The 25,040-nt window shown below is 40.8% G+C and carries 22 protein-coding genes; 13 read left to right on the top strand and 9 right to left on the bottom strand.

Translation table 11 applies throughout. The features are described 5' to 3' along the window. Position 1: 1 nt before the first annotated feature. The 4 genes from QUE46_RS16920 to ndk all read right to left on the bottom strand — a co-directional run bounded on the left by QUE46_RS16920 (position 2) and on the right by ndk (position 4,671). The gene (locus QUE46_RS16920; protein WP_286248719.1) at positions 2 to 898 is read right to left on the bottom strand and encodes a RodZ domain-containing protein; all 897 of its coding nucleotides are present in this window, start codon (positions 896 to 898) and stop codon (positions 2 to 4) included. Continuing rightward, entirely contained in the window at positions 895 to 2,799 is a 1,905-nt protein-coding gene (pilW, locus tag QUE46_RS16925; protein ID WP_286248721.1) for a type IV pilus biogenesis/stability protein PilW, read from the bottom strand. Before pilW ends, QUE46_RS16920 begins: the two co-directional genes overlap by 4 nt. A gap of 126 nt (positions 2,800 to 2,925) precedes the next feature. Next, the gene (locus QUE46_RS16930; RefSeq protein WP_286248722.1) at positions 2,926 to 4,056 is read right to left on the bottom strand and encodes a bifunctional tRNA (adenosine(37)-C2)-methyltransferase TrmG/ribosomal RNA large subunit methyltransferase RlmN; all 1,131 of its coding nucleotides are present in this window, start codon (positions 4,054 to 4,056) and stop codon (positions 2,926 to 2,928) included. Between the two features lie 183 nt (positions 4,057 to 4,239). Beyond that, the gene (ndk, locus tag QUE46_RS16935) at positions 4,240 to 4,671 is read right to left on the bottom strand and encodes a nucleoside-diphosphate kinase (protein WP_004586996.1); all 432 of its coding nucleotides are present in this window, start codon (positions 4,669 to 4,671) and stop codon (positions 4,240 to 4,242) included. A 218-nt stretch (positions 4,672 to 4,889) separates the two neighbouring features. On the opposite strand from ndk, the gene yegQ reads away from it, so the two are divergent. From yegQ to QUE46_RS16960, 5 genes are all read left to right on the top strand, one after another. After that, positions 4,890 to 6,281, top strand: coding sequence for a tRNA 5-hydroxyuridine modification protein YegQ (yegQ, locus tag QUE46_RS16940; protein WP_286248723.1), 1,392 nt, complete (start codon positions 4,890 to 4,892; stop codon positions 6,279 to 6,281). Between the two features lie 8 nt (positions 6,282 to 6,289). Further along, on the top strand, positions 6,290 to 6,544 hold the full coding sequence (locus QUE46_RS16945; RefSeq protein WP_286248724.1) for a YfhL family 4Fe-4S dicluster ferredoxin: 255 nt from the start codon (positions 6,290 to 6,292) through the stop codon (positions 6,542 to 6,544). Positions 6,545 to 6,677: 133 nt separating this feature from the next. Continuing rightward, positions 6,678 to 8,015 carry a PAS domain-containing methyl-accepting chemotaxis protein gene (locus QUE46_RS16950; protein ID WP_286248725.1) on the top strand — a complete coding sequence of 446 codons (1,338 nt, stop codon included), beginning with the start codon at positions 6,678 to 6,680 and terminating at the stop codon, positions 8,013 to 8,015. Positions 8,016 to 8,428: 413 nt separating this feature from the next. Continuing rightward, positions 8,429 to 11,356 carry a TonB-dependent receptor gene (locus tag QUE46_RS16955; RefSeq protein WP_286248726.1) on the top strand — a complete coding sequence of 976 codons (2,928 nt, stop codon included), beginning with the start codon at positions 8,429 to 8,431 and terminating at the stop codon, positions 11,354 to 11,356. A gap of 97 nt (positions 11,357 to 11,453) precedes the next feature. Beyond that, positions 11,454 to 12,089, top strand: coding sequence for an isoprenylcysteine carboxylmethyltransferase family protein (locus QUE46_RS16960; protein ID WP_286248727.1), 636 nt, complete (start codon positions 11,454 to 11,456; stop codon positions 12,087 to 12,089). A gap of 1 nt (position 12,090) precedes the next feature. Here the strand turns inward: QUE46_RS16960 and QUE46_RS16965 are convergent, their stop codons facing one another. The 3 genes from QUE46_RS16965 to QUE46_RS16975 are packed head-to-tail and all read right to left on the bottom strand — an operon-like array spanning position 12,091 to position 16,729. After that, positions 12,091 to 14,124: a bifunctional diguanylate cyclase/phosphodiesterase gene (locus tag QUE46_RS16965; RefSeq protein WP_286248728.1), complete on the bottom strand. Its 2,034-nt coding sequence runs from the start codon at positions 14,122 to 14,124 to the stop codon at positions 12,091 to 12,093. Positions 14,125 to 14,126: 2 nt separating this feature from the next. Further along, positions 14,127 to 14,660 carry a YfiR family protein gene (locus tag QUE46_RS16970; RefSeq protein WP_286248729.1) on the bottom strand — a complete coding sequence of 178 codons (534 nt, stop codon included), beginning with the start codon at positions 14,658 to 14,660 and terminating at the stop codon, positions 14,127 to 14,129. Between the two features lie 8 nt (positions 14,661 to 14,668). After that, on the bottom strand, positions 14,669 to 16,729 hold the full coding sequence (locus QUE46_RS16975; protein ID WP_286248730.1) for a TonB-dependent siderophore receptor: 2,061 nt from the start codon (positions 16,727 to 16,729) through the stop codon (positions 14,669 to 14,671). Positions 16,730 to 17,134: 405 nt separating this feature from the next. On the opposite strand from QUE46_RS16975, the gene QUE46_RS16980 reads away from it, so the two are divergent. The 3 genes from QUE46_RS16980 to QUE46_RS16990 all read left to right on the top strand — a co-directional run bounded on the left by QUE46_RS16980 (position 17,135) and on the right by QUE46_RS16990 (position 19,783). After that, positions 17,135 to 18,151, top strand: coding sequence for a kelch repeat-containing protein (locus tag QUE46_RS16980; protein ID WP_286248731.1), 1,017 nt, complete (start codon positions 17,135 to 17,137; stop codon positions 18,149 to 18,151). Beyond that, a complete protein-coding gene (locus QUE46_RS16985) occupies positions 18,148 to 18,864 on the top strand; it encodes a Sir2 family NAD-dependent protein deacetylase (protein WP_286248732.1) in 717 nt (238 codons plus the stop codon). Before QUE46_RS16980 ends, QUE46_RS16985 begins: the two co-directional genes overlap by 4 nt. 121 nt (positions 18,865 to 18,985) lie before the next feature. Next, a complete protein-coding gene (locus tag QUE46_RS16990; RefSeq protein ID WP_286248733.1) occupies positions 18,986 to 19,783 on the top strand; it encodes a response regulator in 798 nt (265 codons plus the stop codon). A gap of 58 nt (positions 19,784 to 19,841) precedes the next feature. On the opposite strand, the gene QUE46_RS16995 is transcribed toward QUE46_RS16990, so the two are convergent. Next, entirely contained in the window at positions 19,842 to 20,444 is a 603-nt protein-coding gene (locus QUE46_RS16995) for a LysE/ArgO family amino acid transporter (RefSeq protein ID WP_286248734.1), read from the bottom strand. 105 nt (positions 20,445 to 20,549) lie between these two features. On the opposite strand from QUE46_RS16995, the gene QUE46_RS17000 reads away from it, so the two are divergent. After that, positions 20,550 to 21,449, top strand: a complete 900-nt coding sequence (locus tag QUE46_RS17000) for a LysR family transcriptional regulator ArgP (RefSeq protein WP_286248735.1) — start codon at positions 20,550 to 20,552, stop codon at positions 21,447 to 21,449. Between the two features lie 15 nt (positions 21,450 to 21,464). On the opposite strand, the gene QUE46_RS17005 is transcribed toward QUE46_RS17000, so the two are convergent. Further along, complete coding sequence (locus QUE46_RS17005; RefSeq protein ID WP_286248736.1) at positions 21,465 to 22,778, bottom strand: M20/M25/M40 family metallo-hydrolase; 1,314 nt, start codon at positions 22,776 to 22,778, stop codon at positions 21,465 to 21,467. 677 nt (positions 22,779 to 23,455) lie between these two features. On the opposite strand from QUE46_RS17005, the gene QUE46_RS17010 reads away from it, so the two are divergent. From QUE46_RS17010 to QUE46_RS17025, 4 genes are all read left to right on the top strand, one after another. After that, on the top strand, positions 23,456 to 23,914 hold the full coding sequence (locus tag QUE46_RS17010) for a hypothetical protein (protein ID WP_055016077.1): 459 nt from the start codon (positions 23,456 to 23,458) through the stop codon (positions 23,912 to 23,914). A 186-nt stretch (positions 23,915 to 24,100) separates the two neighbouring features. Further along, positions 24,101 to 24,355, top strand: coding sequence for a type II toxin-antitoxin system Phd/YefM family antitoxin (locus tag QUE46_RS17015; RefSeq protein ID WP_286248737.1), 255 nt, complete (start codon positions 24,101 to 24,103; stop codon positions 24,353 to 24,355). Further along, positions 24,348 to 24,611, top strand: coding sequence for a Txe/YoeB family addiction module toxin (locus QUE46_RS17020; protein ID WP_286248739.1), 264 nt, complete (start codon positions 24,348 to 24,350; stop codon positions 24,609 to 24,611). Before QUE46_RS17015 ends, QUE46_RS17020 begins: the two co-directional genes overlap by 8 nt. Before the next feature lie 134 nt (positions 24,612 to 24,745). Continuing rightward, the gene (locus QUE46_RS17025) at positions 24,746 to 24,979 is read left to right on the top strand and encodes a DUF6429 family protein (protein ID WP_286248741.1); all 234 of its coding nucleotides are present in this window, start codon (positions 24,746 to 24,748) and stop codon (positions 24,977 to 24,979) included. Positions 24,980 to 25,040: the final 61 nt, after the last annotated feature.

The following is a 25,040-nucleotide window of genomic DNA, read 5'->3' on the forward strand; positions in this document are numbered from 1 at the left end:
ACTACTCTGCTAATGGTAATTTAAATTTGGCTAAACGATTTTTAGGATAGCCAGAAATATCAACTGGCTCGCCGTTTAGAGAAACACTAACTACGTCGTGCTTACCCAGCACAACTGAAAAAGGCGGGGTACCGCTTACAGTCATTTTATAGCCTGCTTTTTTTACGCCAAATGCAATGCGCTCACCTTCGCCATCATGTATTTCTACCCAGCTTTCATCGTTAAACACCATGTTAATTGTACTGATGTTGCTTTGCGTGTCGGGCTCGCTAGTCGCTGCTTGCGTGCTTGCTGCAATAGGTGCTGTTGTATTTACGGCTTCACTTAAGGGCACTTGTTCATCACTTGTAGGTGTTATAGCCGGTGTGCGCTGTGCAATTTGTGTTGCTTGCATCTGCGAACTACTCTGGCTTTCATTATTAAGCGCATTATTATTTTGCTGGTTATCTAAAATTGAATTTTCAATATTGATAGTGCTAGTTTGTTCATCAATAGGCGTGGCATTTTGCCAAAACCACATGGCAGATGAGCCAATAACAATGGCTAAAATAATGTAGCTCACCAGCATTAAGCGGCTGTCGTGAGCCTCTTTTTCTGTGCGGCGCGAAAAGCTTTGCATGTTAGCCGGCTTTGTAGGCTCAGGCGGTGCAGGTAGCTTAGCTAAAATAGGGGCACTGTCGACGTTTAGTTCGCGACAATAGTTTTTTATATAACCTTTTACAAAGGTTATAGGGCCTAACGTTTGGTACTGATCGCTTTCTAATCGTTGTAACTGAGAAATAGAAAGTTTAAGCGGGCCAGTCAGTGACTCTAAGCTTATATTAGCTTGTTCTCTGTGCGCTTTTAATAGCTGCCCAACACTTGGTTCATCGCTTTGTTGCGTAGTTTCTTCTGTCATAATAAGTACGAATTTGGATCCACTAGTAATAGTCTGTGCCCGGGTGTAAGTTCTATATCTGGGCTTAATTTATTCCACCGCATTAATTCATCAATTAATACATGCCGCTGGGTAGCTATGTCGTAAAGGGTATCACCAGCTTTAATCTCGTAATAAATATTAGGATCGTTTAAATAAATTTTACTTCCGTTGATAACACGATCCGACTCCTTTAGACCATTCCACTGCAGGAGTTTTTGTAGTTTAACATTGTATCGCACCGAAATGCTAAATAGGTTTTCACCAAACTCAATAATATGAAAAGGCACCTCTAACGGTGGTACTTTTGGATTAAGCATTGGTGGCGCTTGTTTTACACTAGGTTGGTAGTTTTTTAGTGTAATGTCTTGATTATCGTTGTACGAATTATCACTAAATACCGCGCTGTCTTTTTTAGCTTCGTAAAATACAACAGTATTGTTTAAGCCCGAATTTTGTGGGCCATTTGCAGCAGAACGCGTACTTTGCGGCGCATTAAAGTTAGCTTGTTTGGGAGCGCCAAACGAAATTATTTTAACTTCGTCATCATTTTTTGGGGGTTGCGTAGAGGCGGCTTTTGGCGGCGCTGCTATAGCAGATGATGTTTGCTGATCTTGGTGCTCTGTTGTTAATGCTAAAAGTACCGCTGTGGTATCTGTTTTAGTCTCTGCAGATGCACTTATGGCTGGCGGTGTACCTACTGCTTGGGCAGGTTGGTTTTTGTCTGCTTCAGATGCCTCTGCCTTATTTGTAACATTAGGGGCCGCTACCACAGCAGGTACTTCTGTATTAGTTGTTGCTATTTTAGCTTGCGCTGGTTGAGCCGGTGATGTGTGCGCTTTCACTTCATCACTTTGCCCAGCTAAGGTTTTTTGTTTGTTTGCTGCGGTAATGGTTGCCTGTGCTTTTGCCGTCTCATTTAATACTGGGCTAGATGGCTCAACACCAGGGGAAATTAAGCTGGTAGAATTATCGGTAGTTGGACGTTTTTTACGAATAATTTTAATTTTTGGTTGCTCAACACTGATTTGCTCTTCACCATACTGCTCTTGAAGCTCCTCAAGCTGCGCTTTACGGTATTTTTCGCGCAGTATTTCAAACTCAGTTTGTTTAGTACGATTATCGCGAATAGCATAAGCTTGGTTACTTGTTGGGTAAGTTTGCAATATGGTGGCGGCAATTTTTTCTGCTTCTTCTATTCTGCCCATTCGCTGTTTAATTAAATAACTAAGTAATAAAGCCCGTGCAGACACACGGCCAGTATCGTCATGGCGCTTTAAAACGTCGCTGGCTTTATGTAAGTCACTTTTAGCATAAAAAAGGGCTGCTAAGCTAATTAGGGTCGATGTACGCTGCGAGCTATGATTAAGTGCTTGTGTAAAGTAACTCTCTGCATTTTCAAAGTCGTTAAATTCAATGGCACATAGTGCAAGGTTTTCGTAGCTTTCGGCAACGCGAATATAGCTTGGGATATCAATAGCTTTTAAAAACTGATCAGTTGCGCGGTCATACTCTTTAATACTACATAAAAATACCCCGTAGTTATTAAGCGTATTTGGATCGTCAGGCTTGATTGCTAATGCTTTTTGATAAGCTTTATCGGCACGCTCGTTTTCCCCTACTTGTTGGTAATAATAAGCAAGAGAGTAATGTACTTCAGGAAGATTAGGGGCAAACTCTATAGCTCGCTCAAGGTTATACTTTGCTTGCGAGTTATTGCCTGTTTCTAAGTATTGTAAAGCCAGAGCGATACGTGTGCGTGCTGCGCCTGCATTATTGATTTTATTTTCGACGACGGGTTTGTCACTGCCGTTATAACTACTTTCACTTACGCAGCCTGTAAGGGTAAGTGTTGAAAGTGTTAAAGCAAGTAAAGATCGCATTACCTTGTCTCTGTTTTTCTATCCATAGCGCCTATCTTACCTAAAACCCTTGGTGTTGCATCATTTATTTAAAAATAAACAACTTATCCACCCTGCATAAAGAAAATACGCAGGGTGGTAACAGGCTTATGCTTGTTGGATATTTACGCTAATGGCGTTATCGTCGCGCATTTTCTTTTTCGCCATACGCTTAGTACGGTCAACAACATCGCCAGCTAATTGCCCACAGGCGGCGTCAATATCGTCACCGCGAGTACGACGAACAATACACGTAATACCCGCAGCTTGTAGTACTTTAGAAAAACGGTCAATACGGCTGTTGCTAGAGCGCGTGTATTCGTTACCCGGGAACGGGTTAAACGGAATAAGGTTAACTTTAGAAGGGGTACCTTTAAGCGTTTTAACCAGCTCATGTGCTTGGTCGGTGCTGTCGTTAACGCCATTTAGCATAACGTATTCAATAGTCACGTCTTTATTTGCTTTAGAGCCATCGATATAACGACGACACGCAGCTAAAAATTCTTCAATAGGGTACTTTTTGTTAATTGGCACAAGTATGTCACGCAGTGCGTTATCGGGTGCGTGAAGTGAAATAGCAAGTGCTACGTCTATTTTTTCTTTTAGTAAATCAAGCGCAGGTACAACACCTGAGGTACTTAATGTTACGCGGCGCTTAGATAAACCAAAGCCCCAGTCGTCCATCATTAGCTCCATTGCTGGCACAACGTTTTTAATATTAAGTAGTGGCTCGCCCATACCCATCATTACTACGTTGGTAACGGGGCGTTTTTCGCTGTTGCCATCAAGGCCTATGTCTTTAGCTACACGCCAAACTTGGCCAATAATTTCCGATACTTTAAGGTTACGGTTAAAGCCTTGTTGCGCAGTTGAACAAAACGTGCACTCAAGGGCACAACCTACTTGTGAAGATACACATAAGGTGGCGCGGTCTTTTTCTGGGATCCATACAGCTTCCACTTCTTGGCCGCCATCAAGCACTAATGCGTACTTAATTGTGCCGTCGCTTGCTTGCTGGCGTACAGAGATTTCTGGCGCAACAATTTCGCATTCGTTTTTAAGCTTTTCTTTAAGCTTTTTATTCACGTTGCTCATATCGTCAAAGTTATCAACGCCAAAATGATAAATCCATTTCATCACCTGGTCGCCACGAAATGGCTTTTCACCGAATGATACAAATAGCTCGCGCATTGCATCTCGGTTTAAATCTAATAAGTTAATCTTTTTTTGCTCGGTCATGAAACAACCTCAATCGGTGACGGTGGAGATAAAATTTACAAGGGCGAATTGTACACAATTCACCCACTTTAATCATTAAGTAAAATATCAAAATGTACTTATGAATACTTTACGTAATGACTAAAAAAGGGCTCGAAAGCCCTTTTCTTACTTTGCATTACAGCGTTAACTGTAAAACTCGAATTAACGAGTACGTGGACAAAGCTCTTCGTCAGCGAAGAAGTACGCGATTTCGCGAGCAGCAGATTCAACAGCGTCAGAACCGTGAACAGCGTTTTCGTCGATGCTATCAGCGTAGTCTGCACGTAAAGTACCTGCTAGTGCTTCAGCTGGGTTAGTAGCACCCATGATTTCGCGGTTTTTAAGAACAGCGTTTTCGCCTTCAAGAACAGTAACCATTACTGGGCCAGATGTCATGAAAGATACTAAAGCACCGAAGAAAGGACGCTCGCTGTGCTCTGCGTAGAAACCTTCAGCTTTCTCTTTTGAAAGGTGAACCATTTTTGCTGCAACGATTTTAAGGCCTGCAGTTTCGAAACGGTTGTAGATTGCACCGATGTGGTTTTTTGCTACTGCATCAGGTTTTACGATTGAGAAAGTACGCTCTAAAGCCATCTTTATGCTCCAATAATTTTTAAATAAAAGTGTGAATATTTACGGGCGCGAATTATACGCGTTTTAATTGAAAAAACCTAATTTTATTAAAAACCAGTTTGGTTGCAGTTTTATGATCTTGATCAAAAGCACATTGTTTGGCGCACTTATAATGCCGCGTTTCTAAAATTAATTAATCATATAACCGATGTGTACTCGGTTAGCTGTTTGGAGCGCATATGCCAGCTGTTTCTTCTGTCACTTCTTTTATACCTGAACTGTTATGTCCTGCGGGAAGTTTAAAAAACATGCGCTACGCCTTTGCGTATGGGGCCGACGCCGTTTATGCCGGTCAGCCCCGCTATAGCTTACGGGTACGTAATAATGAATTTGATTTAGAAACATTAAAAATAGGGATTAATGAAGCCCATGCGCAAAACAAAAAGTTTTATGTGGTTTCTAATATTGCTCCGCACAACGCAAAGGTTAAATCGTATTTACGCGATATAGAACCGGTGATAGCTATGGGACCCGATGCGCTGATTATGTCAGATCCTGGGTTAATTATGCTGGTACGTGAAAAGTGGCCAGCCATGCCTATTCACTTATCGGTGCAAGCAAATGCCGTTAATTATGCAAGCGTTCAGTTTTGGGCAAAACAAGGTATTGAGCGGGTTATTTTATCGCGCGAGCTCTCGCTTGAAGAAATAAAAGAAATACGCACGTTATGCCCAAATACTGATCTTGAGGTGTTTGTACATGGCGCGTTATGTATGGCGTATTCTGGGCGCTGTTTGCTCTCGGGGTATATTAATAAGCGCGACCCAAATCAGGGAACCTGCACTAATGCCTGCCGCTGGGATTATGATGTAAAACCAGGCACTGAAAACGAAATGGGCGATATGGTGCACAAAGTTGACCCTAACCAAGTTATACCAACGCTTGGCGAAGGTGCGCCAACCAATAATATTTACATGCTTGAGGAGCAAGGACGCCCTAGGGAGTATATGCCCACGTTTGAGGATGAACACGGCACTTACATTATGAACTCAAAAGATTTACGTGCCGTGCAATACGTAGAACAGCTTACAAAAATGGGCGTACATAGTTTAAAAATAGAAGGGCGAACTAAATCGTTTTATTACGTAGCCCGCACTGCGCAAGTATATCGCAAGGCCATAGATGATGCGGCTTTGGGTAAACCATTCGATACTAACTTATTTAAAACACTTGAGAACTTAGCGCATAGAGGCTACACCGAAGGCTTTTTAAAACGCCATGCTCATCAAGATTATCAAAATTACGAATACGGTCATTCGGTCTCTACTAAGCAGCAATTTGTGGGAGAAGTAATAGGGCGACATGCAGAGGGTTTAGTTGAAGTAGAGGTAAAAAATAAATTTTGCGTTGGGCATTCTTTAGAGCTAATGACCCCAAAGGGAAATATCACTTTTGAGCTTGAATACATGCAAAACAAAAAGGGCGAAAGTATTAGTGATGCAAAAGGTTCTGGGCATATTGTAAAAATTTCATTAGATGTGAGCATTAATTTAGAGCACGCAATATTGATGCGCAATTTAGATGAGCACCAAGATACCCGCAATCCCTATAAAAATGTAGCAAGTGAGTAATCGGTAGCATGGCCCTATTTATTAATAACAAGTGCATTAACTGCGATGTATGTGTAGATGAGTGCCCCAACAGCGCGATTTTTATGGGAGAAGAAATCTACCAAATAGACCCAGCTAAGTGCACAGAGTGTGTGGGGCATTACGATAAACCAACGTGTGTCATAGTGTGCCCCATTAACTGCATTAAAAGCGATCCTTTAAATAGGGAGTCACTTGAGCAGCTCGCACAAAAGTATGTAAACCTAGTTGAAAGTGAAGGCTAAGCATATAAAAAAGGAACACATGCTTACAAATTTAGCAAAAAAGTAGCTTAAACTACTTATTAATTATCGCGTTATCATTAATACCTCCTATACTGGAAGTAACTTGATTTAGTGTTTTTTGGTAGGGAAATTAATGTTTTTTTCAAAAGGTAAGCAAAACGAAATAGCCGCTTTAAAAGCCCAGTTGTACCCTTTAGAGCAAGTGTGGGAAGGGCTTTACAAAGAAATGCTGGTACTTAATGTACTTTATGATGGGCGCATTTCGCATGCTAACGATAACTTTTTAAACGCATTAGGTTATAACGAAGATAATTTAACAAATAACCAGCTAAGTGATTTTATTGCTGATCAATCGCGTTTATCACCTGAATACACAGCACTTGAAAAAGCATTCCAAAAAGAAGGTCACTGGAGTGGAGCAATTGAGTTTGTTCGCCAAGATGGTAATAAAGAGTGGTTGAGGATAATTGTGCACCCAGTGGTGGGTGAACAAAACCAGTTATTGTATTTTTCGGTGTTTGGTACTGTGCTTACTAAAACAATAACAACCTCTCGCGAGCAAAGCGACACAATAAAAGCAATTTATCGCTCTATGGCTGTGATTGAATTTGATTTAGAAGGGCATGTATTAACGGCTAACGATCAATTTTTGTCAGCCATGGGATACAGTGAATCAGAAATAATTGGCCAGCATCACCGCGTGTTTTGTGAAACCGAAGAAGCTAATTCGGCCGAATACCAACACTTTTGGAGCAAGCTTAGACAGGGCCAATTTATTGCCGATAGGTTTAAGCGCATAGATAAGTATGGCAATGTAATATGGTTAGAAGCCACTTATAACCCTATATCAAATGATGCGGATCAGCTTTATAAGGTAATGAAGTTTGCCACAGTGATCACTGAGCAAGTAAACCGTGAAATGGCTATTTCACAAGCAGCCGAAATAGCCTATGGCACCTCCACAGAAACAGACAAAACAGCAGAGCGGGGTAGTAGCGTGTTACAAGAAACTGTTTCTGTTATGAACGAGCTGGCTATCAATATGGAGCAAGCGGCGAGTGAAATATCGGCGTTGGATCAACAGTCTCAACAAATAGCCAATATAGTGCAAAGCATAAGTAGTATTGCTGAGCAAACCAACTTACTTGCACTTAATGCTGCCATTGAGGCTGCCCGTGCCGGAGAGCAAGGGCGTGGTTTTGCTGTGGTTGCTGACGAAGTAAGGCATTTAGCGTCAAGAACATCAAAAGCAACAGAAGAAATTGTGGAGGTTGTGCAGCGCAATCAGTCACAAACACAAAGTACCGTGGCCGTTATTGAACAAGGCAAAGAAAAAGCAGAGCAAGGTTTAGCGCTTTCTAAAGAGTCGGGTGAGGTTATGGCTGAAATTCAAGATGGTGCTCAAAAAGTAGTGAATGCAGTTGGGCAATTTACTAGCCAATTAAACTCAAGTAATACCAACCCGCATTAATACTTAATCATTTTCAGGGGCTAAACGTGTCGCTATCTGCGTTAAAAAACTCTCATTTAGAACAACTAAATAGCGAATTTTTTGCCTTGCTATCAACTCGTTTATCCATCCTCAAAATAAATCACTTAATTATGCGGATTGGTATAACTAATTAGCAGCACTTATTACTCGTTGTTATTTATATAAGTGTTTTAAAAAGCCGCGTAAGCGGTTTTTTTGTGCGTTATTTTTATTAATTTTTACTTTGATTAGTCGTGATTATTAGCAGTTCACTTAAAATTAGGCATGCGTTAACAATAGATTAAGTTTCGCTATGTAAACTTTGCAGCAATTTACCATTACGTATCTCAATACGTTTACGGAATCACTTATTTGCTCAACCTATAGCAATGTAAATGGAATCGCTGTCAAAGATGATTAATTGCCTACGTCATTACTCCTTATCTAAAGTGTATAAATCTTTATTTTGTGTATCTGTTGTTACTGCAAGTTCGTTTAGCTTAGCGGATGATGCTGCCTCACAAAATGCTAAAACCCAGCTTAAAAAAAATATGGAAGTCATTGAAGTTCGGGGTATACGCTCAAGTATGGCTGAGAACTTAGATGTTAAGCGTATGTCTGGCTCTGTGGTAGATGCAATTACTGCCGAAGATATTGGCAAATTTCCTGATAAAAATGTAGCGGATTCGTTGCAGCGGGTACCTGGCGTTGTAATAGAACGCGATGGGGGAGAGGGATCATCGGTTAGTATTCGTGGTTTATCATCTGAGCTTACATTTACTCAGCTTAATGGCAATTTTATTGCTTCCTCTGCGGGAGAGCCCGCTCGCTCGTTCGACTACACTTTACTTCCCTCTGCCATGATAGAAAGCGTAGAAGTGTATAAATCGCCAGAAGCACGTTTAGATGAAGGCGGCGTAGGCGGCACAGTATTAATGCATAGCCGCAAGCCTTTAAGTATGGAAGCCAATTCAGGTGTATTTAATGTTGAATCTACTTACGCTGATGTGACAAAAGAGTACGAACCGCAATTTAATGGCTTATATTCGTGGAAAAATGATGACGACACCTTTGGCGTATTAGTGGGTTATACCTATCAAGAGCGTACTAATCGCACGTTAACAGGCAGCACCGATGCAAATGTATGGCGTTACACCGGTGGCGGTCAACCTACTGATGTTAATGGTAATGCCGTTGATAACAATAATGGTTGGGATACGATAAGTGATGCTAGTGGTAATCGTTATGATGGCGTGTGGTTTCCGCAAGTTGTACGTGGCTCAGTGCTTAATGAAAAACGTGAGCGCGAAGGTATTCAATTTAGTACACAATGGCGCCCAACTAATCGCTTAGAACTAGGATTTAACTACTTTGGTTTTACACTCGGACAAGACAGAACCGAATCAGTGATTGATATTCCTGAGTGGTCACTCAATCCTGATTTTTTAACCGCCGTAAACCTGGATGAAACAGGCACTATTGCAACGGGTATGCAATATAATGCCAGTGCTAGCGGTGTTGAAAACGATATGCAATTTCCGTGGATGCGTGGCAGTTATGTACGAGAAGAGTCTACCTCCGATACTATAGATTTTAATTTAACCTACGAAGGCGATAGCTTTAAAGCGCGGTTTGTTATTGGTAACACTCAAGCTGAGGGCGGCCCTGAAGAAAGCTGGGAAGCCGCTTATAAAAGCTCAAACGCCGGTGAAAACCAAGCCGTTATTCAAAACGCATCGCAAAGCGCAGCGTGGTCTTTAAATGAAAATAATGTATCGCTGAGTATTGATCCCAACACATTGGCTAACCTGCAAAGTGGCTTGGGCGGCGGGCGTGATGCTGGTTCGTCAAATTCAAGCTTTGTGCGCAGCGAACTCGAAGAGGATTATTATCAGGCCGATATCGACTTTTATGTTGATTGGGGGTTTTTAAAAACAATTAGAACCGGCGCTAAATATCGTCATGCCAATTTACACCGCGAGACCGGTAATACGTTTTTTTTAGATCCTAACTTTGATATTGCTGCAGGTGAAGCGAGTGAGCAAGGTATAACGCAATTTGATAGCTATCAATGGAATGGCGGTATGCCACTTGCCGAGGATGTGTTTATTAATCAAACCAATATAGTTGGCGGGTTTAACATAAACCAAATGCCCAGCATAGATTGGGATAAATACCGAAGTTTAGTAACCGACAACTACATGCCATATACTCGCATAGAAGATAACTTTGTATACGATATTGAAGAAAAAATATCAGCGTTTTACATTCAAGGCGATTTTGAGTTTAGTGAAGTAAGGGGTAATTTAGGTGTGCGCGTAGTACAAACTAAAACCTTAACCTCTTCTACCGATTTATATACTTATCAACTTGATCACACCAATGATGAAACAGGCGAGCCGGTTACTGGTGATGCGCGTTTTGTAGAAGACTATCAGTTGGTTACACAAAAAAATACGGACACACAAATTCTACCAAGCTTTAATATAGCGTGGGATGCCACCGACGATTTAGTGATTAGAGGCGCTATTGCTAAAGTGATGGCGCGACCAAATTACAGCGATTTAGGCTCGCAGCAGCGTATCACGTTTGTATCAAATGAGTGGGCAGATGACAGAGCGGCATTCAACGAGCTAGCAGGCTTTAGTGGCAGTGGTGGGAATAAAAATTTAAAACCTTTTGAGTCAGTACAGGCCGATTTATCTATTGAATATTATTACGACGAGGGCTCGGCATTAGGTTTAGCGCTGTTTCATAAAAAGGTTGATAACTTTGTTGTGCCGCTGGTAATAGATGCTCAGCAAGATTTTGCAGGCAAAGAAAATATAGTAGAGAGCGGTATAATTACCGTTGCGCCATACAGCACAGTGGGCAATGGCACCGATGCGGTATCAAAAGGGGCAGAAGTATTTATTCAACATGCATTTGCAGGTGGTTTTGGTTTTTATGCTAATTACACCTATAACAAAACCAATAAAGCCGATGTAAGTGTAAATGGTGAAGAATTTGGCCAATCACCATTAATAGGCAGTGCTAAATACCAGTACAACACCTCAGCTTATTACGAAGGCGAGTACTTTACTCTTCGCGCGTCGTACAATAAACGCGGCGAAACGGTCCTTGGCTTAAACAGCGGTTTAAATGTCTACCAAGACCCTTACGAGCAAGTTGATGTAAATGCCGCCATTAATATATCTGATAGCTTAAGTTTAACAGCCTCTGTTATTAATTTAACTAAATCGGAGACAGTTACGCGTTTAGGCAATGATACCGACGCGCGTTTATTAAGTTCAAGTTACTCTGGCAGGCGTTACTACGCAGGTATAAATTATAGTTTTTAAAGAAAAACCCACTATACGTTTATAGCACACTAACCTTGTTAATGAATAGCATGGCTATTATGATGAAATTATTAAAAAGGATGAAGAAAATAAATTAATGAGCTACCAACCGTTGATAGATGATTCTGTTTCGCTAATTGAATTTACGCGTGTGTATTTAGCGCTTTTTTATACGTTTGTGGCGGGGTTTTACACCGTTAGAATTATTCATAAAAACCGCTCAACCCCTGCGGGGGTTATTTTTCCAGGCGCTAAGTTTTGCACTAGCTGGTGGAATCATATGGCGTTTAAGTTTTTTAGGACTGCTATATGGTTTGTGTGTGTGCTGCGTGTGTTTGTTCCCGCCACTGATAACTACTTAGGTCTATTTAATACCTTAAATGGGTGGCCAGGTGTTATGTTTGGCAATATATTGCTCACCTCGGGCTTTGTGCTCAGTATGGTTGTTCATTTTCATATGGCGTCACTTTGGCGCTCGGGTATAGACCCAAATGGGCCACAAACGCTTAAAACTACAGGATTATACAGTTTTTCGCGTAATCCTATGTATGTCGGTGTGGCAACTGCTCAGTTGGGGTTCTTTTTGGCATTACCGAGCTTATTTAGCTTAATTTGCCTTGCTGTGGGCTTATATGCACTTTATAAACAAATAGCCGTGGAGGAAGCGCATTTAGTAACGCGTTTTAAAAATGACTACCTAAAATATAAGCAAACCGTACCGCGCTGGTTGTAGCTTATTCAACGGTTGCTTTTATTTGCAGATGGCTATTTATAAAATCTTGTTTTGAGAGCGGCTTTGAATATAAATAGCCTTGAATGTAATCACAGCCCAACGCGATTAATTGCGCTTGCTGGGTAGGTGTTTCTACCCCTTCGGCGACCACTTCTACCCCTAAGTTATGCGCCATAGTAATTATAGCTTTAATTAGCGTTATACTGCTGCTATTGGCTTCAATATTTTGTATAAAAGATTGATCTATTTTAAGTATATCAATGTCTAATTGCTGTAAGTATGCAAGCGATGAATACCCAACGCCAAAATCATCAATAGCAATATCTATATCAAGCGCGTTAAGGCGTTTTAAGTGGTGCTGAATAGCGTTATCTGGATCCATTAAGCTGTTTTCAGTTATCTCAATTAAAATCGTATGAGGTGGCAGCTTATAAAGTTTGCAAGCCTCTACCCATTGGGTAACCCATATTCCGTCGCGATCAATTTCTAAAGGTGAGGTATTTACACTAATTTGCACCGGTGTATAGCTTAGTTTATTAAACTCTACAGCATCGCGAACAGCTTGCGACTTAACCCATTCGCCAAGATCTTTTATCAAGCCATTTTGCTCTGCTATGTCGATAAATTCGACAGGGCCAATAATGCCTCGCTCTGGGTGGTTCCAACGGATCAACGCTTCTGCTTTTTTTAGTGTGTGTGAATGCGGATCCCATATTGGCTGGTAGTAAAGTTCAAATTGGTTATTATTTAAACCTGTGCGTATTTCTTCTATGAGGCGGCGTTTTTCAATCGCTAGCTCTTCCATTTCGTATGAAAAAAACTCAAACCGGTTACGCCCCTTACTTTTAGATAAATACATCGCTTGATCAGCTCGTTTAACTAAGGTTTCGACCGATGTACCGTCATGCGGAAAAAACGCCACGCCAATACTTGCTGTTACCTGCACATGTTCGTTTTTTATGGTTATTGTTCGGGTCAGGCTTTTCATTACATCGTGTGCAATGTGCGAAACCGCTGTTGTATCGCTTATTCCTTTGAGAATTAAGGTAAACTCATCACCGCCTAAGCGCGCCACTATGTCTTGCTGTTTTAAGCAGCGGCGAAGTCGCTTAGCCACTTCGTGAAGTAATAAATCACCAAAGTCGTGGCCTAAGCTATCGTTTACTTCTTTAAAGCCATCTAAATCAATAAATACCAAAGAAAATGTTTGTTCAGGTGTGCTTACAAGCTGTTGCAGGTGCTCATAAAAATAACGGCGGTTAGGTAGGTCGGTTAAGCCATCTTGATAAGCATATTGATGCAGTTGAACATTGGCATTCTCAAGCTCTGTTGTTCTTCGTTTTACTTGGTTTTCTAGCAGGTTATCGCGCTGTTCTATAGTTTGTAGCATGGTATTAAAACAACTAGTTAGCTTACCCACTTCGTCCTTCGAAAGCTCTTTAGCACGCAAGCTATAGTCGTTGGATGAGGTAATTTTCTCTGCTGTTTGTGCTAAATATAAAATGGGGTTTAAAAAACGTTTTCTGAGCATTAGCGATACAAGCAAACTTAAAATAAAGCTAAAAATCATTAACACAATAATAAACCGGCCATAAAAATCGGCTCTGTCGTTTAGGTCACTGTCGTCGGCCCGCAAAATCAGCGTACCGTAGTGTTGAGCGTCAATTGTTAATGCTGTTTTTATTTCTATTGTATGCGGTGCTGAGCTTTCTTGGTTGTATTTAGGTGACGTTACGCTTGCTATTTGTTGGCTCAAATTGTTAAACACTTCTACCGATACAATGTCGGAGCGCATTAATAGCGGCTCAATGAGCTCTTTTATTGCGGCGGTATCGTAAAATATTAAAGCAGTACTAATATTGGGGGCTAATATTTGCGAGAGTGATTTTAGGCTTTGTGTTTGTTCTTGTTTTGCGGTTTTTAGCTCATACGCGCTAAAAACTGCAGTCACGGTAGCCGTAGAGGTAAGTGCAACGCTCATTAAAATAAACAGCAGCTTTTTACTCATTGAATTTAGTGAGAAGTAGTTTTTCATTATTAGCCCTCAACTACACGTGCTAAGCGCAGCACTTTTGAGCTCATAGTAATGCCTGCTTTTTTAAGCTTGCTTGGGGCAACTTCAAAACGCACTTTACTACTTGAAAGAAAAAATCGAATATGTCCCTGTGCGGCTATAAAGCCATCGGTTTCGCCAACTATCATTGTATTTTTTAAATTAAGCGTGGTGTGAGCATTTAACCACTGGTTGTATGTATTATCGGTAATAAATACTATATCACAGTCCTCAAGTGCAGTTGCCTCAAGTGGGGTATATTTATTGTGCAAGTGGCGATTATGTACTTTTCTATTTTCTAGGGCGGCATTGGCTATTGCTATAAATTGACTGTCGGGGCTACAAATTAAAAAGTCGGGTGTGTTTTCGTGTGCAGATTGCCATTGCCCTAAACGAGCAAAGTTATATAAAAAGCCTGCTTTAAGCACATATTCTTTTTGCACAGCAAATGCGCTTGCGCTTGTACAAAGCGCAAGGCCAAAAAATAGGTAAAGCAATCGATTTAAAAGCTTAAGCATTGGTTCTCTTAAAATGTTGCACTAACTGAAAACGTGACACACTCGTCAATGTAATTTGGAACTGTAAATGTTTCGCGAGTATTACCGTATTCTATATGTGAGCCTGCAAATAAGTTTTTGCCTGATACGGCAGTGGCCCAGTTATTGTTTATTTTCCAGTTCCATGTAAGGTCTACTGCGGTGTAGTTATCTGTATTGTACGTGTTTGAGTTTTCGGCTCTTAGCGTGGCATAAATAGAATGCTGCTCACTCAATTGGTAATTCAGTTTAGTAAATAATTGTCTGTTTACTGAGTCGTAGCCAATGGAAGGGCGGGTTGCATTAGGTAAGTCGTAATCTATTTTTGTATAGCTGTAGCCTATTTCGCTACTTAAGTTATCCATTAGTTGCATCGAAAATAATAAATCACCGCCGGTTGTGGTGGTTTTGCCTACTGAAACAAAGTCGTAGTCTAAGCTTGTTGTTTGAAGCGCTGCAAATGCTTGAGGTATTTGCCCTGTAAGGTAAAGGTTTAATGCAGGTATAAATTGTTCTATGTGAGGGTTTAAACTAATTACGGCAACATCATCCGCTTGCGTATTAAATGCAGAAACATCTAAAGACCAGTCTGCTTTAGATATACGGTAGCCTATCTCGTACGAGGTGTAGTTTTCGGCTTTTACGCTATCGTTACCATTTAAAAATGTAGCTATATGGTATTGATCTATTTCGGCAATACCCGTTTGCATGCCAACAACATCTGAGACTTTTTGGCCATTTACTCTAAAGTTATCATTATATTCAATAAGTGTAGGAATGCGCACGCTTCGAGAAATTGAACCCCAAGCTAGGTGGTCGTCATATGGCTGATAGGTAAAGCGGGCAAGGGGTTGGTTTTCCCAGCCAGTTAAATCGTTATGCTCTACTTTGGTGCCTACAATGAGATTTAACGTATCAGGAATAACACTGTATTGCGCTTGTAGCATGGCACCATATTGATAAAGGTTATCGAAGTCTCTGTCACTATTAATAAAAATACTATCTTGGAAAGAAATATCATTAAAGCGATAATTTAGCCCCCAATCTACCTGTAGCTCACCGGTAATAAAGTTCATTTGATAATCAACGTCAATCGATTCAAAATCTTCATTTATAAAGGGCTGATCACCTTGTTGTTTAAGCCACGACATTTGCAGCATTTGGTTTGCATTATCTGAAAGGCGATGCTCAACGCGGGTCATTAATCGCGTATCGCGCCTATCTGCAATAGTTGGAAACTGCTGACTGCGGTTAGACGCATCTACTACGCCAGTCAGGTTTTGGCCGTGCTCTGTGTGAGTATGATCCCCTTGCAGAAGGATTGACCACTCATCGCTTGGCGTAAAATCAGCTCTAAAGCCGCCAGCGTGCTGTTTAGTAAAGTCATTAGGTTTAATGCGGCTGCCTTTTTTAGAAGGTGCGGTATTTTTAGTATTATAGTAGCCCCTGTAACTACCAATATCAGAAATATCACCACCATGGCGAAGGCTTATGTCGGCATTTATTTGATTACCTGTAATTGCTTTAGCGTAAGTGTTGCGTGTATCTAAGCTATTTTTAGTAATGATATTGATAACGCCATTATTTGCGTTATTACCCCATAACAACCCGCCCTGACCGCGAATAACCTCAATGCGCTCAATATCATATAAAGGCACGTGTAACGACTCCCAGTACACAGCTGCAAATTTTGGCGTATATAGGCTTTGCCCATCTATCATTACTAATAATTTGCTTGAATAACGTGAAGCAACACCGCGAGCAGAAATAGCCCATTGATTGTTATCAAGTTGTCTTACTGCAAGGCCTGGCACCATTTTTAACGCCTCAGGAATAGAGGTAGCGCCCGAGCTTGTAATTTGCTCTTTGCTGAGCACATAAATAGAAGAGGCGGTAGTAAAGGCCGACTGTGCTCGTTTCATTGCAGAGGTTGCTTGAACATCCATTTCCATTAACGCGTCAAGGTCTAAATCATCGTCGTTTAATGGTTCTGCAGCAATTATTGGTGAGGCAATAATCAGTAAGCACAATAACTTTTTAGGTATTTTCACCTAGGTTTCTCCACAGGGATCAAAAATCAAAAACAGGATATATTTTTGTAAAACATTTGTTACCACAAAATATTAGCATACTTTATATTGCTAAAAGTACACTTTATTAGGTTAACTAAAATAAATTGCTTAGTAGCAAGTATGTTTTAAACTTAGCGCTAAATTATTAAAATTTGTTATCTTCTAAATAAAAATTACTAAAAAAGTCTCAAAATTTAATGATTGGGTCGTGTAAATTACTTTAGGGGTGAAGGTTGCTGATTATTGTAAAGCCTCATGAGCTGAAGTGAAAACACAGCACACCGGGATACGCATATTAATATGATAAATTACCTCAAGTTAGCTGGTTCATACAGGCAAAATAATTTACCCTAAGTGTATTCTTCACTTTTATATTATTTGTTTATGAGCCTTCTTTTTTCTATTGCGTTAGCAAGCCTTCCTGCTTTACCTGAACCCGTTGCAAACAATGCAGTCGCCAAGGTTACTGTTGAAAAGCAAAGCTATTTTTTAAGTTTTATGGGGCTTGGTAAAAACAAACAACATACCGATGTACACAACAAGGTGTTTTCACTTAAATTAGGTGAGAGCGCATGGCAACAACAAGCGAGTGTACCTTCAAGTTTGCCGTTAAAAGGACGTTTAGCGAGTACTGCGGTTGGCTTAGGTGAATACGCTTATATTTTTGGTGGTTATACGGTAGATAGCGACCATACTGAAATTTCAAGCCCCGACGTGTACCGTTTTGATATTAAAAGTAATACATACAAGCACCTTGCAAGTATGCCTGTACCGGTTGATGACAGCGTAGCGCTAAGCTACAAAGAGCGTTACATATACCTTATTAGCGGTTGGCATAACGATGGTAACGTAAATTTAGTACAAGTATACGACACCCAAACCGACACATGGCAACAGGCGTCGCCTTTTTTAGGTGAGCCAGTATTTGGCCAAGCAGCTGCTATTAGTGGTAACACCATTGTTATATGCGATGGCGTTAAAACCCAAGCCAACCCCAATTCACGCCGCTCTTTTGCAGGTGTTGCGCAGTGTTTAAAAGGCACAATAGATACTCAAAATCCACTAAAAATAGATTGGCGTACTTTGCCTCACCCAACGGGGGAGTCGCATTACCGTATGGCCGCTGCTAGCTACAATAACAATATTTACATGATTGGCGGCTCTAATAACCCCTATAATTACAACGGTATTGGTTACAATAAAAAGCCCGCTCCGGCAAGTAAACATGTGTGGCGCTTTAATATTGAGCAAAATAAATGGCTAGTTTTACCGCCTTTAGCCAAAGGCAGCATGGATCACCGCGGGCTACTTGAGCACAACGGGGCTTTGTATCGTATTGGCGGTATGAACAACCAACAGCAAGTAATAAGCGATGTAACAGGTTATGAGGTAACACAGTGAATACCCTTTATATTACCGGAGCAGGGGTAAGCGCTGCCAGTGGTATACCTACTTTTAGGGGCGAAGATGGCTTTTGGACGATAGGCAGTAAAAACTATACACCTATGGAAATGGCCACGCGTGCTATGTATCAAAACAATCCGCGCGAGTTTTTAGCTTGGTATTACAACCGCTTTGCAGCGTATCGTAACCATGGCCCTAACGACGTTCACCATTGGCTTAGCGATAAAAACTTAATAACCCAAAATATAGATGGGCTTGATGGCAAAGCGGGTAACAAAAATTATATTGCTATACATGGCAGGCTCGATCAGATGACGTTATTTCATGAGCAAGGCGAAGCCGTTAAACCGCTAATGACCCCATGGGATAGCGTAGACGAAAGCCGCTTACACGCATCATTGTTTGAGCTGTTTAACATTCAAAATCAAATACCTGAGCTCAACCATTCGTTTAAGCCTTTTGTGTTGTTGTTTGATGAATTTTACACCGAGCTTTACAGAATAACCGAAGCACAGCAGCGTATGCTCAATGCCGATAAAATGGTATTTATGGGCACTTCATTTAGCGTCAATATCACTCAAATGGCATTAGAAATAGCTCGTAATTACGATATACCTGTTGAGGTTGTTGACCCTAACCCTGTTCATATAATGCACAGTAATGTAACGTTCAAAAAAATGAATGCACTAGAATACATTCAATCTAATTAGAAAGTGCTATATTTTAAAGAGATTGCTAATGTTTTCTTAAATATTACAATCTCTTTTTATAATACTAACGAGCCAACAATGATATTATTATCCTGATTACAACAATACTAAAGAGATCTAAATGAGCGACTTAACTGCAATAGCTAACTTGTCAATTTTACTTGTAGAGCCCTCGGAGGTTCAGCAAAAAATAATAATAAAATCGCTTTTAGAAAGCGGTGTAAAACAAGTTGAAACTGCATCTACACAAACACAAGCGCTTAGCTTATTAGCAAGTTATCACCCAGACCTAGTAATAAGCTCTATGTATTTATCTGACGGCACTGCCGACTCATTGTTGCAAAAAATAAGATCAAACCCAGCCACTGAGCATCAACCCTTTATGCTTATATCGAGCGAACGTAATAAAAAGTATCTTGAGCAATTACGCCAATCGGGTGTACTGGCTATTTTACCTAAACCTTTTAGCGCAAAAGCCATTACCCGCGCACTAAAAGCAACGCTCGATATTATAAGCGAAGAAGAAGTAGAGCTTGATCATTTTGATGTAACACTACTACGTGTGCTCGTGGTTGACGACAGCCGCTTTGCGCGTAAACACATAATACGCGTACTTGCTGGCATGGGTATTCCTGCGCCAGTAGAAGCCGAAAACGGTAAAGAAGCCATAACGCACCTTAACGAGCAGTCGTTCGACTTAATCGTTACCGATTACAACATGCCGGAAATGGATGGGCGCGAACTAACCGAAACAGTGCGTGGCTCTAATGCTTACTCGCATATTCCAATTTTAATGGTGAGCTCAGAGGCAAACGAAACCCATTTGGCTAATATTGCGCAAGCGGGAGTTGATGCCATTTGTGATAAGCCGTTTGAACCCGCCACAGTGCGAGAGCTTCTATATAAAATAATGTCTTAGTCGATAATAAACGGCTAACAACAGCGGTAGTTAAATACATAATTACCGCTGTTTTGGCTTATTGGCTGGGCACGTTATATAACTGAAACGCTACAAAACATAAAATAACCGCAATGCAGCTATCAAATACGCGCCATCTAAACGGGGAGCTTAAAACCTTTTTTAACTTTGGCGCAAACAATACTAAGCTGCTAAACCAAATAACAGAGGCAACACAAGCGCCAATGGCAAAGTGCATAGGCTCTGGTTGTAGTGCGCCAATACTGCCAAGCAGTAATACGGTATCTAAATAAACATGTGGATTTAGTAAACTTATTGCAAAGGCCGCAAGGGCAGTTTGCCACCAGCTCACTTTTATTACTTGAGTTACCTTTAACCCCGATGTGCCTTTAATTGCACTGCGCGCAGAGCCAAATGCTAAGTAAAGTAACATAGCTATACCGCCCCACGTTAACCACGGTAATAACCCTGGCAGCCATAGCTTTAACTCATTAGCTGCAAATACCCCTACAATAATTAAAGTGGAGTCACAAATTATGCAAACTACAGCTAATACAAAACGGTTAGCGCCCGCCATACATTGGCTTAAAATCCAAATATTTTGCGCCCCAATGGCAATAATTAAACTCAGCCCTAACATCACACCCGACAAAAACGACATACTTTAAATCCAAATAAATAAAACCTGCTATTCAATGCCTTGCAGGGTAGGGAGTATTCTGTTACAAATCCAATGAATATATTTATTGTTATATGCGTAAAACTCATGATTGATTATCAGTTACTCAATGCGCTTAGCGCCGTTATAAGTGAAGGCGGATTTGAAAAGGCATCTAAAAAGTTATTTATTACCCAATCGGCAGTGAGCCGGCGTATTCATCAGCTAGAAGCCAAACTAGGTGAACCCGTATTAATAAGAACCCAGCCACCATCACCTACAGCACTCGGCAAGCGCTTACTTAATCATTTACAGCAAGTATTACAGCTAGAAGTAGCCCTTAATGTGGGAGCGCTTAACGAGCATACTGATTTAAATACACCACTTAGCGTAAGGCTAGCTGCTAATGCGGATTCGCTTGCCACCTGGTTGCCCGAAGCACTCGCTGTGCTTGATAGTGAGCTTACGTGCAAACTACGCTTTGAAGTAATTAGTGAAGATCAATCAGTCGCCCATAAAAGAATGAAAGACGGCGAGGTTATGGTGTGTATTAGCTCATCACCCGAGCCTGTAAATGGCGGGCTTGTTAGCCCACTTGGCGCTATACGCTATAAAGCCATTGCGAGTCCTGAATTTATAAAGCAGCATAAAATCAACGACCTTTCGCAGTTAGCGCACTTACCGTGTTTAGTGTATAGCGACCTTGATAAGCTACAGCATCAGTTTTTAAACGACATTAACGGCTCAACTCCATTGTTTACCCATATATACCCTTCGTCAGAGGGATTTAAACAAGCCATGATCGCAGGCTTAGGTTATGGGTTATTACCTACATTACAGCTAGGAGATTCGTTAACAAAAGGAGAGTTAGTCGATTTATTCCCAGAATATTATATTGATACGCCTTTGTATTGGCACTATTGGCAAACCGAAAGCCCGCAACTTAAAACGCTACGCAAATTTGCATTGCAAGTAGCGAACAAACGGTTAGAGCCTATTAACCCATAAAGGCTAAGCCTGCGTTTATAACTGGCCTAATCTGTATATAAGCAGCGCTGTTTTAGCGGTGTTTTTATTTAGGCTGGTTAAATCGGCGGTTTCGTTTTTAGTGTGCGCGCCACTGCCCATTAGGCCTAGCCCATCAAGCGCCATATCAACATGGTTTGCAGCAAACGAAATATCAGCAGCACCGGCATTACGAGGGTTTGCAGCCGCCACTTTGTTATAACCTAAGTCTTGGCTTGCTTGGCTATACAGTGCAAGCAGCTTTTTATTACCTTCGGTGAGCCCCATTGGTGGGTAGCCGTCTTCAAAAATAAGCTCAGCTTGGCTGCCATTTAAGCTTTTAGCCACTATTTGCTGCATCACTTTTTTAGCGCCTTCTACCTGCTTTGGCGAAAGCGCTCGTAAATCACCCGCTACATGCACGGTTTGTGCAATTACATTACTTTTACCAAACGCCGTGGCTGACGAGTTAGCACTGTTGTACTGTGCATCAGTGCCACCCACAATAAGCCCAGGGTTAAAGGTTAAATTAGGTTGCGTGGCAAGTTGCTCTCTAAAGTCATTTAAAATACGCGAGGCCTCGTAAATAGCGCCATAGCCCACATTGTCACTAAATATTTGCGACGAATGGGCCGCATTGGCCGTTACATTTAATGTCCAGCCGGTATAACCACGGCGCGCTGCCATCGCGGTTTTAATATTGTTATCGCCGTTCTCAAAACCTAGCGCTACGTCAGCCCAAATTGCTGCATCAACAATCGCCTTTTTAGATAAACTAAGCGGGCGACCGCTGCTTTCTTCATCGCCGGTAAGTAGTACTTTAATGCTTACGTTTTCAAGTAAATTAAGGGCTTGTAAGCTTTTAAGGGCGGTAATTATTATAGTGTTGCCGCCTTTCATATCGGCTACACCTGGGCCGCTGGCGGTGTGTTCATCAATTTGTTTGTAGGTAGTAAAGTTATCGTGTTTGGCAAACACCGTATCAAGATGGCCGATCATCAGTATTTTTATTGCATCGGGGTTTTTACTCTCATGCGTAGCGAGTACATGCCCTGCACGGTTAAACGTGCTGCCATCTAACCACTCAACCTTAAAACCAATCGCTTTTAGTTGCTCACTTGCAAGTGCGCCTACCTTTTTTACACCTTCAATATTAAGTGAGCCGCTATTAATATTTACCGCTTGTTTTATCTCTTCAAGTGCTTGGGGAATATTTTTATCGACCTGTTTTACTATTTCACGCTCGTTTTTATCAAGCGCCGCATGGCTTGTAAGCGACACGGTACTCGCAAGGGTAAGAATAAGTGCTTGGCTAAATTTTAAAAGTGACATAACAGCCTCATAATTGAAGAAAAGAGTTAGGGCGTGTTTATCTTTGATGGTTGAATTTGCAGCAGTGTGTTTGGTTTTTAGGCAAGGCAGAGCCTATGTAGTGTGGTTACTCCCCATAAATAGGCGATAACGTAGCATAAATGCCAAACATGCGCTGCCCGTTGGGTTCTTTCTAGGGACGATAAACTCTTTGTTGCTCGGTTTTTACTTATTCTTACATGGATGTAAGTCATTAGAATAACGCAGGAGCAGTTATCGAGCCCACTAGGTTACAAACCTCGCGCCGCGATTTAATCACCCCTAGATTGAACAAATTTCAATCCGCAAAGGTCAACACGCCCCAATATGAAGTAAAAATACAGAGGATTCAATAGGCGTGGTTTATGACTTTTAAAATAATAACAAGTTACAAGCATAAGATGTATGGAGTGTAAGCGTTATTGGTTTAAACACAGATATTAATATTCAACTAGTACAACTAAACAGTAATTTATTTGATATTACTGCTCTCTACCAATTTGGGTTTTTGCTGTATTTAGGAAAGGTAAGGCGAAGCTAACTATCTGCTTACAGATGTTTATTTTATAGCTAGGATAAAATTATTGTATATAAAGACATTTTTCGGTTTGTAAAGCGACAAATGTCGTAGACTAAATTGTTAGGGTTAAAATTAGGCAATGAAATGGACTGAACCTTGGATTAAATCAATCCAAAATCAAGAGAAATACAGCCTCATTTCAAAGGGGCTGTTAATTAGTTGCTTATTATGGACGCTGTTTTTTGTTTTTTTGGCCGCAATAAGTCTGCTGACTAAAGATGACTTTATCCATCACGTAACTAAAATTATTTGGATTGCGCCTGTGGGAGGTTTCATTTTAGCTTGGGTCTTGTATACGATTACTTGGCTGTCACCAGTTAAAATTGACTCAGGCCCCAAAGGCCTTGTTAGAATTAAAGCGGATAACATTACTTTGATACCTTGGGAACTGATCTCTTCATACAGGTTTATTTTAAAAGGCATCGTTTTTAAGTTTACTGATGATAGTGAAATTACATTCTTATTACCTGAAAAAATGGATCGAAATTCAATATCTAAGGAACTCAAAGCACACTCAATCAAACAAGATGTTTTGTAACCCATACAAGTTGCTTAAACGGACAAAAAACAGTTGGTTTTTGCTCGTTCATCAAATATTTTAGCTCGTATGTCTTTGCGCCTTATTTAGAAATTTGCTACCACGGCAAAGTAATGCACAGCATCCTGTACATGTAATATTTTTCCAGCTAAACTTGGCTTATATAATGTACAAGTGAGGTGCAAAATGAGAATAGTCTCTTTTACCGAAGCCCGAAATAGTCTAAAAGCCGTTTTGGATAATGTAATTAATGATGCAGATACGACAGTCATCACTCGTCGTGACACTGAAGATGCGGTTGTAATGTCATTAGATTACTATAACAGCCTCATGGAAACTGTTCATTTACTTCGCTCTCCAGCGAACGTTGAACACTTAAACCGTTCAATTGCACAGTTTAAAGCGGGTAAAACAACCACGCGAGAACTGATTGATGAGTAACAGGTTATTATCATGGACTGATGAAGCTTGGAATAGTTACGTCTACTGGCAGACTCAAGATAAGAAAACCTTGAAGCGTATTAATAAGCTAATAACCGATGTTAAGCGCTCTCCTTTTGATGGGATTGGAAAACCGGAACCCCTTAAAGAAAACCTTTCAGGCTTTTGGTCTCGCAGAATAGATGATACCAATCGTTTAGTATATGCCGTGGATGATACAGCAATTACAGTTATTTCGTGTCGTTACCATTACTAGTAGTTAACAAAGTAAGCGAGATAATGCCCCTCACCCGTATTTGTGGTCGGCTCCCGTCACTTCGTTACGTATGTTAGCTCACGTGTAATGCCCCTACTTGGGTGTTAGTATCAATGTGAATAATGGAGATCGCAGTGGAAATAGATGAAAATAAAATTGATGAAGCAGCATTAGCGCTATTTTACCTTACTTTGCATGATAAGTTTGGTAGGGCTTGGAAACAAATAGATTGGAGTATTACCGATCGGCTTTATGAAAAAGGTTATATTCACGATCCCGTTGGTAAAACAAAGTCGGTTGTTTTAACTGAGGAAGGCCTTTTAAGATCAGAAGAGCTCTTCAAAAAGTTATTTGTCAAAAGTGATTGAGCTGTATGCGTAAAAGTCAGCTTTTTTGGGATATAAATAAGCTAAACATCTATTCTAAACT

Origin of the sequence: Pseudoalteromonas sp. MM1 (genome assembly GCF_030296835.1) — a bacterium.
GTDB lineage: Bacteria > Pseudomonadota > Gammaproteobacteria > Enterobacterales > Alteromonadaceae > Pseudoalteromonas.